This is a genomic window from Flavobacterium sp. LS1R10, assembly GCF_003968825.1.
GTDB lineage: Bacteria > Bacteroidota > Bacteroidia > Flavobacteriales > Flavobacteriaceae > Flavobacterium.
The window spans coordinates 164,954-179,612 of the sequence record NZ_RYDH01000005.1; the positions used below are offsets into that span (position 1 = coordinate 164,954).

The 14,659-nt window shown below is 36.3% G+C and carries 14 protein-coding genes and 1 pseudogene; 8 read left to right on the forward strand and 7 right to left on the reverse strand.

Features of this window, described 5'->3' with window-relative positions; genetic code table 11:
• Nucleotides 1-197 precede the first annotated feature (197 nt).
• The 5 genes and pseudogenes from alaS (at nt 198) to EKL96_RS10685 (ending at nt 4,910) form a co-directional block, all read left to right on the forward strand.
• Nucleotides 198-2,891 (forward strand): alanine--tRNA ligase, encoded by a 2,694-nt coding sequence (gene alaS / locus EKL96_RS10670; protein WP_126461983.1) that lies wholly within the window; start codon nt 198-200, stop codon nt 2,889-2,891.
• Between the two features lie 90 nt (nt 2,892-2,981).
• Entirely contained in the window at nt 2,982-3,107 is a 126-nt protein-coding gene (locus tag EKL96_RS14630) for a GxxExxY protein (RefSeq protein ID WP_317125143.1), read from the forward strand.
• 56 nt (nt 3,108-3,163) lie between these two features.
• A pseudogene (locus tag EKL96_RS14635) lies at nt 3,164-3,310 on the forward strand (GxxExxY protein).
• 26 nt (nt 3,311-3,336) lie between these two features.
• On the forward strand, nt 3,337-4,287 hold the full coding sequence (locus EKL96_RS10680) for a GSCFA domain-containing protein (protein ID WP_126461986.1): 951 nt from the start codon (nt 3,337-3,339) through the stop codon (nt 4,285-4,287).
• Between the two features lie 2 nt (nt 4,288-4,289).
• Complete coding sequence (locus tag EKL96_RS10685; RefSeq protein WP_126461989.1) at nt 4,290-4,910, forward strand: DUF4230 domain-containing protein; 621 nt, start codon at nt 4,290-4,292, stop codon at nt 4,908-4,910.
• A 104-nt stretch (nt 4,911-5,014) separates the two neighbouring features.
• Here the strand turns inward: EKL96_RS10685 and EKL96_RS10690 are convergent, their stop codons facing one another.
• From EKL96_RS10690 to EKL96_RS10720, 7 genes are all read right to left on the reverse strand, one after another.
• Nucleotides 5,015-6,772, reverse strand: a complete 1,758-nt coding sequence (locus tag EKL96_RS10690) for an aromatic amino acid hydroxylase (protein ID WP_126461993.1) — start codon at nt 6,770-6,772, stop codon at nt 5,015-5,017.
• 374 nt (nt 6,773-7,146) lie between these two features.
• Entirely contained in the window at nt 7,147-7,491 is a 345-nt protein-coding gene (locus EKL96_RS10695) for a hypothetical protein (RefSeq protein WP_126556133.1), read from the reverse strand.
• Between the two features lie 252 nt (nt 7,492-7,743).
• Complete coding sequence (locus EKL96_RS10700) at nt 7,744-8,904, reverse strand: esterase-like activity of phytase family protein (protein WP_233579295.1); 1,161 nt, start codon at nt 8,902-8,904, stop codon at nt 7,744-7,746.
• A 36-nt stretch (nt 8,905-8,940) separates the two neighbouring features.
• Nucleotides 8,941-9,342: a group III truncated hemoglobin gene (locus tag EKL96_RS10705; protein ID WP_126462002.1), complete on the reverse strand. Its 402-nt coding sequence runs from the start codon at nt 9,340-9,342 to the stop codon at nt 8,941-8,943.
• A 59-nt stretch (nt 9,343-9,401) separates the two neighbouring features.
• Complete coding sequence (locus EKL96_RS10710; RefSeq protein WP_126462005.1) at nt 9,402-9,938, reverse strand: DUF4136 domain-containing protein; 537 nt, start codon at nt 9,936-9,938, stop codon at nt 9,402-9,404.
• A 49-nt stretch (nt 9,939-9,987) separates the two neighbouring features.
• Entirely contained in the window at nt 9,988-12,024 is a 2,037-nt protein-coding gene (locus EKL96_RS10715) for a urocanate hydratase (RefSeq protein WP_126462008.1), read from the reverse strand.
• 17 nt (nt 12,025-12,041) lie between these two features.
• Nucleotides 12,042-12,230 carry a DUF5522 domain-containing protein gene (locus EKL96_RS10720; protein WP_126462011.1) on the reverse strand — a complete coding sequence of 63 codons (189 nt, stop codon included), beginning with the start codon at nt 12,228-12,230 and terminating at the stop codon, nt 12,042-12,044.
• Nucleotides 12,231-12,355: 125 nt separating this feature from the next.
• Here EKL96_RS10720 and EKL96_RS10725 point away from each other — a divergent pair, with 125 nt between their 5' ends.
• From EKL96_RS10725 to EKL96_RS10735, 3 genes are all read left to right on the forward strand, one after another.
• Entirely contained in the window at nt 12,356-12,634 is a 279-nt protein-coding gene (locus tag EKL96_RS10725; RefSeq protein WP_126462014.1) for a hypothetical protein, read from the forward strand.
• Between the two features lie 201 nt (nt 12,635-12,835).
• Nucleotides 12,836-13,750: a 1-aminocyclopropane-1-carboxylate deaminase/D-cysteine desulfhydrase gene (locus EKL96_RS10730; RefSeq protein ID WP_370274312.1), complete on the forward strand. Its 915-nt coding sequence runs from the start codon at nt 12,836-12,838 to the stop codon at nt 13,748-13,750.
• The gene (locus EKL96_RS10735; RefSeq protein ID WP_126462017.1) at nt 13,743-14,648 is read left to right on the forward strand and encodes a glucosaminidase domain-containing protein; all 906 of its coding nucleotides are present in this window, start codon (nt 13,743-13,745) and stop codon (nt 14,646-14,648) included. Before EKL96_RS10730 ends, EKL96_RS10735 begins: the two co-directional genes overlap by 8 nt.
• Nucleotides 14,649-14,659: the final 11 nt, after the last annotated feature.

A 14,659-nucleotide genomic window follows, 5' to 3' on the forward strand; every position in this document is an offset into this window, starting at 1 on the left:
CATTTTTTTTCTAATGAGCTAGCAGGAGCTTCCTTCGGTCGCTCTGCCACCTCAAGAAAAAATAAATGTATAAATCTCGAAGCTTTTCACTACTATCTGGGGCAAAAGAAATTAAAAGATTTAATGATTAAAAGATTAAAAAATTCAATTCTAACTAATCTTTAAATTTTTGAATCTTTAAATATTTAAATAAAAAAATGAAATCACAAGACGTACGCAAACAATTTCTAGATTTTTTCGCATCAAAGGGACACTTAATCGTTCCATCGGCACCCATAGTTCTCAAGGATGATCCAACACTAATGTTCAACAATTCAGGGATGGCCCAGTTCAAAGAATATTTTCTAGGTAACGGAACTCCAAAAAGCAACAGAATTGCTGATACGCAAAAATGCCTTCGTGTTTCAGGAAAACATAATGATCTGGAAGATGTAGGTTTTGATACCTACCATCACACCATGTTTGAAATGCTGGGAAACTGGTCTTTTGGAGATTATTTCAAGAAAGAAGCTATCAACTGGGCATGGGAACTTTTGACAGAAGTCTATAAAATTCCAAAAGAAAACTTATACGTATCCGTTTTTGAAGGTAATCCAAGTGAAAACGTACCATTCGATCAGGAAGCTTGGGATATTTGGGCGGCATTAATTGACGAAGACCGTATCATTCTTGGAAACAAGAAAGACAATTTCTGGGAAATGGGAGACCAAGGACCTTGCGGGCCGTGTTCAGAAATTCACGTTGACATTCGTTCTGCAGCAGAAAAAGCCTTAGTTTCAGGAAAAAGTTTGGTTAACAATGATCATCCCCAAGTAGTGGAAATCTGGAACAATGTATTCATGGAGTTCAACCGTAAAGCCGATGGTTCTCTGGAAAAATTGCCAGCAAAACACGTTGATACCGGAATGGGATTTGAGCGTTTGTGTATGGCATTACAAGGAAAAACATCCAATTATGATACGGATGTGTTTATGCCACTTATCGAAAAAGTAGAGCAAATTACAGGATTAAAATACACATCAAATTCCGTAGGTACAAGTCGAGACTTGTCCGTACCGAATGCAGATGAGGAAAAAATAAATATCGCTATTCGGGTAGTAGTCGATCACGTTCGTGCGGTTGCTTTTGCTATTGCCGATGGACAATTGCCATCAAACACAGGTGCTGGTTACGTAATTCGTAGAATTTTGCGTCGTGCCATTCGGTACGGATTTACGTTTCTTAATATAAAAGAACCGTTCATCAATCAATTAGTTACTGTTTTAGCGAATCAAATGGGAGAGTTTTTCCCGGAAATCAAATCGCAACAACAATTGGTTACGAATGTAATTCGTGAAGAAGAATCTTCTTTCTTGAGAACATTAGACCAAGGATTGCAATTATTAGAAAATGTGGTTGCCGAAACTAAAGGTTCAACAGTTTCTGGAACAAAAGCGTTTGAATTGTATGATACGTTTGGATTTCCAATTGACTTGACCGCATTAATTCTTAGAGAAAAAGGATTCGAACTGGACGAAGCTGGTTTTAACGCCGCCATGCAAGAACAAAAAAAACGTTCCCGTGCCGCATCAGAAGTTTCTACCGAAGACTGGTTGCTATTAGTTCCAGGAAATGTAGAAACATTCGTAGGCTACGACCAATCAGAAAGTGACGTAAAAATCACTCGCATTCGTAAAGTAGACAGTAAAAAAGAGGGTGTTTTATACCAAATCGTTTTAGATAAGACCCCTTTCTATCCAGAGGGTGGAGGACAGGTGGGTGATAAAGGAACGTTAGTTTGCTCCGCCAGTTCGCTAACGCTCGGGTCTGCAAATGAAACTATCGAAATCATCGATACGAAAAAAGAAAACAACCTGATTTTACATCTTGCAAAAAAATTACCGGAAAATATAAATGCTGGTTTTGTAGCCAAAGTAAATCAAGATTTGAGAAGTTTGTCTTCCAGAAATCACTCGGCGACACATCTAATGCACCAAGCCTTGAGAAGTATTCTTGGAACGCATGTAGAACAAAAAGGTTCGCTAGTAAATCCAAACTACTTGCGTTTTGACTTTTCTCATTTTGCTAAAATGACGGAAACCGAATTGCAGCAAGTGGAAGATTTTGTAAATGCAAGAATTCAAGAGCAATTACCACTAATTGAAAGAAGAAATATTCCTTTCGCGCAAGCAGTTCAAGAAGGAGCGATGGCACTTTTTGGAGAGAAATATGGAGATGAGGTTCGTGCGATTAAATTTGGCGAAAGCATGGAATTATGCGGTGGAATCCACGTGAAAAATACAGCTGAAATCTGGCATTTCAAAATCGTTTCAGAAGGAGCGGTTGCTGCAGGAATTCGTCGTGTAGAAGCGATTACAAGTGATGCGGTAAAAGCACATTTTGCTTCGCATGAAAGCACATTGAATGAAGTAAAAATAGCCTTAAAAAATCCTCAGGATATTCTGAAAGCCGTTCATTCTATGCAAGAAGAAAATGTCAAATTGACTAAGCAAATTGAGTTTTTGGTAAAAGATAAAGTCAAAAATCTTAAAGCGAGTTTAATCGCTGAGATACAGGAAATTAATGGCGTTCAATTCTTGGCAAAACAAGTCGATTTGAATCCGGAGGGAGCAAAAGATTTGGCGTATGAATTAGGAAATTTAGGAAATAACTTATTTCTAGTTTTGGCTACAGTGAATCCCGAAGCTTCGGGAGAAAAACCAATGTTGACCTGTTATATTTCTAAAGAATTAGTTGCGGAGAAAAACCTAAATGCAGGACAAGTGGTTCGTGAATTGGGTAAATTTATCCAAGGTGGAGGCGGAGGACAGCCGTTTTTTGCAACAGCAGGAGGGAAGAATGTCGCAGGAATTCAGCAAGCTTTAGAAAAAGCAATTGAGTTTGTAAAGTAATTATATCGTAATTTTTTTAATATATTAGCGAGAAATAAAAAAATGACTGAAAACGAGATTTCAAAAATTGTTGTTGATGTTTGTTAAAAGATGCACACTAAGTTTGGTCCAGGGTTATTAAAATCAGTTTATGAAGTTGTTTTGTTTTATGAGTTAACGAAAAGAGGACTACTAGTTGAAAGTCAAAAACCACTTCCCGTTGTCTGGATTAAGTAAAATTAGATATTGGATTCAGAACTGACTTAATCATAGAAAATAAAGTTATTTTAGAAATAAAATCAGTTGAACAAATTGCTAATGTTCATCCAATACAACTTTAAACGTATCTGAAAATTACAGGAATGAAATTTGGCTTGTTAATTAATTTCAACGAACCACTAATTAAAACAGGAATTACAAGAATTGTAAATAACCTTTAACCTATGCGGCTTTGCGAGAAATAGATATGAATTTCAGAACCCAAGTTCCCATTCCTAAAAGTAAGTTTCCTATTGATTATACTTCTAAAATCATGTCTTTGGGTTCTTGTTTTGCGGTAAATATGGCGCAGAAACTGGACTATTTTAAATTTCAAAATAGTTGTAATCCATTTGGCATTTTGTTTCATCCTATAGCGATTGAAAAACTAGTTGATTTTGCTGTTTCCGGAAAGCAACTTACAGAAAGCGACATTTTTTTTTACAACGAACGCTGGCATTGTTTTGATGTGCATTCGGATTTGAGCAGTTCTAGTAAAGAGGAATTGTTAGCTTCTTTAAATGCAATACTGATAGCTACAAAACTGCAATTGCAGCATGTTTCCCATATTATTATTACTTACGGAACTTCGTGGGTATATCGAAATATAGAAAGCAATTGTGTTGTGGCTAATTGTCATAAAGTACCGCAAAAGCTGTTTCAGAAAGAATTACTTTCTGTTGAAGAAATAGAAGAAAGTATAGTAAAGACACTGAAATTAATTCATGTTGTAAATCCTAGTTGCACCATTATTTTTACCGTTTCTCCAGTGCGTCACATCAAAGATGGTTTTGTCGAAAATCAATGGAGCAAAGCCAATATAATTAGTGCGCTTCATGGGACTTTTGACTTTCGACTTTCGACTATAAATTACTTTCCCAGCTACGAAATCATGATGGATGAACTTCGGGATTACCGTTTTTATACTGAAGATATGTTGCATCCCAATCCAGTGGCAATCGATTATATTTGGAAACGTTTCAAGGAAACTATAATTTCTGAAACTGCTTTTGCTACAATGGATGAAGTTTCAACTATTCAAAAAAGTCTTTCGCACAAGCCTTTTAATCCGAAATCTGAAAGTCATTTAAAATTTGAGTCTAAAGTCAGAGAAAAAATCACTAAATTGGAATCAGAATATTCATTTATGAAATTTTAATTATGTTAAGAAGAATAGGTATTGCAATAGTAGTTATCGGGGGAATATTTTTATTATTCAAATACTGCGATTTTAAGAAAAACGACGATGAAGATATCCAGTACAACACAAATCTCATTCAACAACAAATTCTAAATGTTGGAAAATTAGTAGTTACTGAAGGCCATTTCTCCGAAGTGATTACCTATAAAAATCAGCAAAAATATTTGTTGGATATGCTTTCTTTTGAGAAAAAAGCATTGGTAATAGTCAATGCTGATGTTACAGTTGCTTATGATTTGCGCCAAATGAAATATGAAATAGATGAAAAAAATAAAACCATCACTATTGTTAGTATTCCAAAAGAAGAAATAAAAATAAGTCCAGATATTCAGTTTTATAACGTAGAACAAAGCAAGCTGAATCCGTTTACGGGAGATGATTATAATAAAATCAATAAATCGGTCAAAGCAAATCTCGCCAAGAAAATAGAAAAGTATTCACTGAAAACCAATGCTCAAAACCGATTAATCAGCGAATTGTCCAAAATATTAATTTTGAGTAATTCAATGGGCTGGAAATTACAATACGAAGGAAAAGTAATCGAAAGCGAAAAAGATTTTGGACAAAAAATAAAATTATAATAGTTTTTTTGTCAGGTTTAGCGCAGTCGAAACCATTTTTATAGCTGTTTAAGCCTATTGAAAAATCTCGACTGCGCTCGATTTGATAAACCTAAATTGGAAAACTAAGCTTTCTCTTTGTCAAAGATTAAATCCAAACCACCAGTAATCAAATGTGCTACTTCAGGTCTTTTTTGTTTTAATTGATCGAGATAAACCAATATTTCCTGTAATAATTTCATTTCATTTCTTTCTTTTAGCAGCTCGGTGATTTCAACAGCTAATAACCAATCCTTTGGGTGATTGGTTTGTAAATTTTCGAATATAGGCTTCAAGGGTGTTTCTGTCTCCTTGGTTTCTCTACTATTTCTAACAGTTTGGTACAAAACCTCTAAGTCATCACGTTCTGCGGTATGTTTCGCTTTAATGGTTTTGCTCGAGGGAAGGTGCGAAATCAAATCAAAACTATTCACATCAGCAGGGCCTGAAAAAGCCGAAATCACTTTTTTGCCCACAGCCATATCATAAATTCCCCATTCTGGTTGAAACAAAATCGTTTCTCCGTGTGACACAGTACAGTTTTTAAAGCGAATCAAAATAATTTCGCCTTGTAAGTTTCTGGAGCCGGTTATGATTTCACCTTCAACAGTGATGCCACCTTCAAACTCCAGTTTGACCGTTTTAGATTCCAGTATATCGTAGGCATTCAAATCTTTTGGACTCATGTCTTCAATTGCCAGATTGATTCCTTCCAGCTTCCCAATAGGACTCCCAAAACCCTCAGGATGTGTCAAAGTTCCATGACCAACCAGTTCTTTTTGGCGAGAAGCTAAAGCCGTTTTTCCGATGGTTTGTATATAAATAGGCTTGCCTTCGTGTGCAATTACGGTACTAAAAACGCCCGAAATTTGCAAGCCCGTACTCAGTTCGATTGTTCCCAGAGCATTTGAGTCTATCAGTTTTTCTATTCCGGATAAACCGCCTGTTCGGAGTGCCATTTTATTCGCAAATTCCTCTAAAACTAGGTTTAAATAAGCAAATGTTGGTGTGACATAAAGTTGCGGTTGCAATTTTGTGATGTCAAAACTCTGGTTTGCTGCTGATAGGTCATACGGAATTTTCTTGACCTCGTTTGTCATGCAGTGCGCACTTTCGCCTATTGAAGATAACAAACCGGCACCATAAATTTTAGGATTTTCTACGGTTCCAATGAGTCCGTATTCGACAGTCCACCAATGCAGGTTTCTAATTTGCGCCATTTCTGATAATTCACCCATATTGTTTTGCAAATCTTCTACCGCTTTTTCGGCAGCATCAATAACAGCTTGGGGAGTTCCCTCAGCTTCTTTTACGATCGAAAGCAGTCGGATGGCTTCATACATTTCATAATCCTTATGTGAAGAGAGCGCTTTACAGCCTATTTCGCCAAAACGGCGTAAATATTCCGCATATTCCGGATTAGCAATAATGGGAGCATGACCTGCACCTTCGTGAATAATATCCGGAGCAGGAGTGTATTCTATATGTTCAAGTTGGCGAATGTCAGAAGCAATTACAAGCACATTATAGGCCTGAAATTCCATGAAAGCATTGGGCGGAATAAATCCATCCACCGCAACCGCTGCCCAACCTATTTCAGTCAGAATGCGGTTCATTCCATACATGCTCGGAATGTTGTCAATCTCGATTCCTGTTTTTTTCAATCCTTCTAAGTAGGAACTATGCGCTACTTTTGATAAATAAGCTACATTTTTGCGCATCACATAACGCCAAACCGCTTGATTTATGGGCGTATAATCGCTGTAATCCTGAGGTTTAATGAATTGTTTTAAGTGCTTTGGCAATCGGTCTAATAACGGATTGCTTTCTATAGTTGAGTTCATATCGAAAACCTTGTAGTTCAACTGCAAAAGTACAAATTTCAGGAGCTATTTCCCGCTTTTCATTGCAAGTTTTTGCAAACCCGTTTGTTTTTCTAATGTTCCGGCAGGAGAAATAAAAAGGGGGGTATTCCTCTTTTCTCCCTTTCCTTTGTAGAGGGTTGGGGAGAGGAGTCGCTTTTTATAAACAAGAAAAATCAAAACGGCTTTCACAAAAAGCTTTTCATTGCAATCGGGGCTAGGGGAGTTGAGGTTTAATTTGAGATTAGATAATTCAACATAATTTAGTTGCGTTCAGTCATTGCGAGGAACGAAGCAATCTCATCAATACATTACACGTACAAAGTCTGCTCAGTTCGTCACACTCTCGCTTAAGCTTATAAAAATTTTAAAGCTGTCAGTACAACAATAGAAATTGCTATGAAAATCCAGTTTTTTATGGTTGGGCTGTATTTCCGTTTGAATTCTATATTATTTAATGCGAATACAATAGCTATAAAAACAAATGTAATTATTCCTATAATAAATATAGAAATTAAATCTAACTCATTAGGATTGCTTTGGTTTAATCGATAGGAGTTGATTATCAATGTTATTGTAAGCATAATCCAAGTTATAACACTCATCACCCAGCCTTTAGATAGGTTTTTGATTAAAAGTATTGCTGATGAAATAGCAATAAGTGATAGAATTACTAAAGTTATATTTTTTCTGACAGCCATTTGAACAATGCTATGATGGTCTATTAATGGATTTTTCTACAAAAAAGTATAATATTGATTGCAAGTTAAATAGACAAAAAACCATATTAAAATACCGAGGCAAATCTGAATTCCAGATAGTATAATTTCAAACATTCTCCAATTATGTTTCATTGACTTCCGCTAAATTAAACATTGTGCATTCTCATTTTTGTTGGTACTGAATATGTTTTTTGGCGAACTGGATAGAGGATTGATAGCTATTTTTTGGATTTACTTCTTCACCAACTCAAACACCAAAACCTGCGTTTTTTGTTTATCTGAAAAATTATTATCTGAAATGAAAATAATAGATTGATTACCATTTGCCAATTTTGGACCAAAAGTAAGTCCTTCGATATTATCAATAAAAATTCCCAAATCATCCATGTTAAGGACCAGTTTTTTAGAAGCCAATTCGAATTTTTGATTTTGCAAAGAGCTGTAGTTTTTTATATTAGTTGCTTTTTTTAAATCACACATAAATACTTTAACCGTACAGGCTTGTGTCCCGGTAGAATAGGAGCGTTCCACAACCAGCAATTGGTTTTTACCATAATACTGAATTGCCGAAACGCCATTTACACCAAAAGCACCTTTCGGAACAGGTTCATGAGCAATAGGTTCCAGTTTATAGCCGTATTGAGCGGTGTTCTTTTTTGTTTTGGCATCAAATTGATACAGCCGAATCAAACCGCCTTTGCTAGTATTGGCTTGGTCGCCATCTTCAAATAATGGTTCTTCAATATTGGTATAGACATTTTTATAGTTTTTGTCAAAAGTAATTCCTTCTAAAGTGCCGTTGTTTCGCGGACCTTTTTCCAGTTTCTGCATTTTTAAATTTTCCGGTAAGGTGACATTGCCTAGAAAATCACCTTTTAAATCCATGAAATTTAGAGAAGGATCTTGTAAAACTTCCTTATCTGCTGTTAGCACTCGAGCGCCTTCGCTACTCCAAACCAAAGTGTTCGTTTTTGGATTGAATCGGATGTCTTCCGGGTCTGCTGAAGTAGTTGGCATGGTGTTCCAATTGCCAAACGCTTTCCCAGTTGCATTTTTTAAAGTGGTGACACTTTGGAAATCAATACGTTCAACTTTATTTTCGAGCAAATGAATTTTTGCCGTATAAAATCTTGAATTGTTAAACATGGATCTATCGTCACTGATCAAATAATACAAATCATTCTTGGCATCATAATCGATTCCGGACAATCCGCCCACTTTTGTGTTTTGAAACGTTTCCTCAAAAGGAATTTCAATGGAACTGATTAGTTTTAAACTTGGGGTTGACTTGTTGTCAGCTGTTTGCTTTAAATTGGAACAAGAAATGAGGAAAGCTTGTAAAACGACAAGTAATAATAAATTGCGCATATAATAATTTGTTGCTGTTTGCAAAAAGGAACATATTTTGGATTAAACCCACTTTAAAAACTATGAATTGTCCGTTTGACTTTTCTCAAGATTGCGGAAGTAGTCAATTTTGTAATTAAACATTTCAGCCATATTTTTTGCCCGAAGTTTAGCTTCGTCGGCTAATGGACCAGAAAATAAGTTGTCAGTTGTTTCAGTGAAAATTTGCATCCAGCGGTCAAAATGTTCTTTGGCGACCGGTAATTGTTTGTGTGGTGGAAATGGACTTCCGGAATAGGAATGCACTTCAAGTAAAATAGTTTGCCAAAAGCGATACATTTTTTCTAAATGTTCCGGCCAGCGATTGCCTATTTTTTCGTTGAATATGGGTCCGATAAATTCGTCTTTTTGAACTTTAGAATAAAAAGTATTCACTAGTAATTTGATATCTTCGAGCGTAGTAATGTCAGTTTGTAGTGTCATGATTGGGTATAAAAAAGCCTACGCAAAGGTAGGCTTTTATGTTGAAATGTGATGGTAAACTATTTTACTTTGGGCGGAAATTGTTCAAGAATTTTTGCCACAAATTCATTAATTTGTTTTTCTTTTTCACTTCGGGTTTCGGTCAAATAACCAACTCCTTCGCCTTGCCAAACCAATTCTTTTTTCTTGGCATCAATTAAATCAATATACAATGTCCCTTCCGTTGATGAGGAAACAAAACTGCTGCGGCCTCCCCAAAAGTAAGGATTCCATCCCCAACCCCATCCGTAACCCCATCCTGCGTTGAACTGATTTACGTCAATGCGTTCTCTTTCTTTAGTTAATATATTAATCAGCAAATCTGGATTTTCACTTTTGGTCATTCCTTTTTTACTTAATTCTCGATCTATGGCATTGAGTATTCTTTTTTTGTCCAATTCTGATATTTCAACTCGATCGATGCCTTTTTTATGAAAAGCGTACGTTTTGTATTGAATAAAGTCCACATTATTATCATAATCAGAATATACTTTTACGGAAGCGCAAGAGGCAAATACTAAAAGTAGAAATGCGAGAAGGAGTTTAATTGCTTTCATGACCTGTTTTTTTGATTACTAAATGTTTATTAAAGATACGTTCAAATTTTTAAAAATCCAACAAATTGTCAGCGACTATATTAGGGATGGTTACTTTCAATAAAGGTTCCGTTTGCATCGCTCTTTTTATTGCAAATACTGCTCCTTCATTTCTAGCCCAGCTTCTTCTGGAAATTCCGTTGTTGACATCCCAGAAAAGCATTGATGCTAAACGTCTTGACGCTTCCTTTGAACCATCAAGAACCATACCAAATCCGCCGTTTATTACCTCTCCCCAGCCCACGCCACCGCCATTGTGAATGGATACCCAAGTGGCTCCACGAAAGCTGTCTCCAATGACGTTTTGTATCGCCATATCGGCGGTAAATCTTGAGCCATCATAAACGTTAGAAGTCTCTCTGTATGGAGAATCGGTGCCGGAAACATCATGGTGATCGCGACCTAAAATTACGGTTTCTATTTCGCCATTGGCAATAGCCTGATTGAAAGCTTCGGCAATATTTACGCGTCCTTCAGCATCTGCATAAAGGATTCGTGCTTGTGAGCCTACAACCAATTTGTTTTCTTGTGCGCCTTTTATCCAATGAATATTGTCTTGTATTTGTTGCTGAATTTCTTCGGGAGCTGTTTTGGACATTTCTTCCAAAACCTGGCAAGCAATTACATCTGTTTTGGCTAAATCTTCTGGTTTTCCCGAAGCACAAACCCATCGGAAAGGGCCAAAACCGTAATCAAAACACATGGGTCCCATGATATCCTGTACATAACTCGGATATCTGAAATCGATGTGATTCTCTGCCATGACATCTGCACCGGCACGGGAAGCTTCCAGTAAGAAAGCATTTCCATAATCAAAGAAATACGTTCCTTTGGCAGTGTGTTTATTGATTGCTGTCGTATGACGTCGTAATGTTTCTTGTACTTTTGTTTTAAATAAATCAGGAGTTGATGCCATCATTTCATTGGCTTCTTCAAAGGAAATGTCAGCAGGATAATAGCCACCTGCCCAAGGATTGTGTAGCGAAGTTTGATCTGATCCTAAATCAATATGGATGTTTTCCTGGTCAAATTTTTCCCAAACCTCAACCACATTTCCAAGATATCCGATGGACACAATTTCATTATTGGCTTGCGCCAAAGCGACTCTTTTTACCAGCGCATCAATATTTTCAATCACTTCATTAATCCATCCTTGACTGTGGCGAATATGTGTAATTTTAGGGTTTACTTCGGCACAAACGGTGATACAACCGGCAATATTTCCGGCTTTAGGTTGTGCGCCAGACATTCCGCCCAAACCAGAAGTAACAAATAATCCGCCCTTTGGACTGCGTTTTATTTTACGAAAACCATTCAAAACCGTGATAGTTGTTCCGTGTACAATTCCTTGCGGGCCAATATACATGTAACTTCCGGCGGTCATTTGGCCGTATTGAGAAACGCCTAAAGCATTCATTTTTTCCCAATCATCCGGTTTAGAATAATTAGGGATTACCATGCCGTTTGTTACTACAACTCGTGGCGCTTCTTTATGCGAGGGAAATAATCCCATTGGATGCCCGGAATACATCGTCAATGTTTGCTCATCGGTCATTTCTGATAAGTATTGCATCGTCAATAAATACTGTGCCCAGTTTTGGAATACAGCTCCATTGCCACCATAGGTTATCAATTCGTGCGGATGTTGTGCCACGGCGTAATCCAGATTGTTTTGAATCATCAGCATAATTGCTTTGGCCTGTTGGCTTTTTCCAGGATATTCATTTATTGGACGCGCACGCATTTCATAATCGGGACGAAAGCGATACATATAAATACGGCCGTATATTTCTAATTCTTGTCGAAATTCTTTTATTAGCTCATTATGATGTTTTGGTTCAAAATAACGCAAAGCATTACGAAGGGCTAATTTTTTTTCTTCATTCGAAAGGATTTCTTTACGCTTTGGTGCGTGATTGATGTCTATATCGTATGGTTTTGGTTTTGGTAAAACCGATGGGATTCCTTGTTGTATTTGTTCTTGAAAAAGGGTCCTGGTTTCTGAAATCGGAATTGTGGTAGGAGTTATGTGAGGTGAATTAGTCATAGTAATGTAAGCTTTTATTATTCATAATCTCTTCTTTTTCCCCCTTTGGGGGTTAGCGGGCTTTTATACGGACAATGGCGACAGCCACTTTTACAGCAATAACCCCGTTTTAAATGGTGTTTTTCAGTAAAACATTTATAGCCTTCGGGTGTGTAATAGAAATCTTCCCCTTCTATTAATTTATTTTCAGTACTTTGGTCCATCATATTTGGTATTGTGCGATTGCAGGCGTCATTCGATTTCGTTCAATTGCTAAATTGGGATTCAAATGATTGCGCTTTTTCATTAAAAAGCACCATTTTAGTAGTACAAATTTATAATTTTATAGCGAATGTTTCTGATTGTTTCTAAATATTTAATTCCAAAAGGATATCATGGATTAGAGATGAAAAACGATTTCCATGAGTTGTCACTTCCAGCTGGTGTCAATAATACCCAGTTTGAAATTACCTTTAAAAACAATTCCCGTTTAGGAGTTGAAGAGGCAGTGCGTAAAAATTTTGTAATTTATCAAAATAATTCTGCAAAAGATCTAAAAATCAGTAATCTCTTGTTATTGGATCTTGTTGCTTGTGGTTTATATGATGTAGCCGGAAAATTGATTTTTTAAGAAAGAAAATTCGGGAGTTAATACCTGCTATGCGTTTTCTACTGCGGGTCTTCGCGATGGTATTTACATTGTAAAATTAGCTACAAAAGACAAAATAGAGGTGGTCAGAAAATTATAATTGAAAATTAAATCCACTTGAAAAGAATTAATACAAAATGCAATCTATAAAGGTTGTATTTTTTTATATATAAATTTACCTTTGTGTCAAAAGATATTCGTTTGAATCAAAAGGTAATTACAGCATTTCCGAACTCTATTTCAGTAACCATCAAACGAGAAGATTTGATTCATCCTTTTGTTTCCGGAAATAAGTTTAGAAAACTGAAATACAATTTGCTTGAAGCCAAAAAAAACGAGCAGACCACATTGCTTACTTTTGGAGGTGCTTTTTCCAATCATATAGCAGCTGTGGCTTATGCGGGAAAAGAAAAAGGATTTAAAACCATCGGGATTATCCGTGGTGAGGAATTAGAAAGTAAAATCTCAGAGAATCCAACATTAATTTTCGCTCAAAATTGTGGAATGCAACTGGAATTTATTTCAAGAGACGCGTATCGGTTAAAAAGTGATGACTCATTTTTGGAGAAATTAAAACAACAATTCGGTCGTTTTTATCTCCTGCCGGAAGGCGGGACTAATGATCTTGCTATCAAGGGATGTGAGGAAATTCTAACTCAGGAAGATGCTCAATTTGATTATATTTGTTGTGCGATAGGAACTGGCGGTACCATTTCCGGTATCATAAACAGTGCTTTGCCGCATCAAAAAGTTTTAGGGTTTCCGGCCTTAAAAGGCGACTTTTTGAAAGAAGAAATTCGTAGTTTTGTACAAAATGAAAACTGGGAGTTCATTACAGACTATCATTTTGGGGGCTACGGAAAAGTTAATGAAGCATTAATCGGGTTTATCAATTCATTTTATAAGCAAAATAAGATTCCTTTAGATCCAATTTACACGGGAAAGATGGTTTTTGGTGTTATAGATCTAATTCAAAAAAACTATTTTCCTGCCCAATCAAAAATTTTACTAATTCATACGGGCGGAATTCAGGGAATTCAGGGAATGAATATGAAACTTCGGAATAAACAATTACCAATAATTGAGATCAATGATTAAGAAAATCCTACTGCTATTTATACTAATAACTTTGGTGAGTTGTAATGCCACTAAACCAATTATTGTTACTACCAAAAAAGCGCCTTCAAAATCAAAAATTGCTACGACGGCTAAAAAGGGATATGAAAAGAAAACCAAAACAGTACGTGCCACCGCAGGAAAATCATCAAGTAAAGAGCTGAATAATAGTGAAACGGAAGAGATTGTTTCAACTTCAAAAACAATAGTTACAAATGATGTGATTGTAACCTACGTTTCCATATTCAAAGATATTGCAATGGGCAATATGAGGAATTATGGTATTCCTGCAAGTATTATTTTAGCGCAGGCCATTTTAGAGTCTGGTGCCGGGAAGGGTAATTTGGCTTTAAATGCGAACAATCATTTTGGAATAAAATGCCATGTAGGCTGGACAGGTGAAAGTATCAGGCATGATGACGATGCTGCGCAGGAATGTTTTAGAAAATATGACAATCCATCAGAATCATTTAAAGATCACGCTTTATTTTTAACAGGAAGAAGCCGCTATGCTGGATTATTTGAATTCTCAAAAGGCGATTATAAAGCTTGGGCCAAAGGCTTAAAAGCCGCCGGATATGCCACAGATCCTAAATATCCGGATAAATTGATTTCGTATATTGAACGCTACAATTTGCATGAATATGACAATCAGGTTCTAGATATTAATTATGTGTCCAATGAAAAACAAATGATAACAGAATTAACGGTTGAATCCAGAAATACAATCCCTAAGGGGCTGGATTCCTATGTGGTTCAAAAAGGCGATACGCTATATTCTATTTCGAAAAAATTCGAATTAAAGATTGAGGATTTAAAACAAAAAAACAACCTCTCGGACAATGCCCTTTCTATTGGACAAAAACTGGTAGTAAAATAATTTTAAAATAA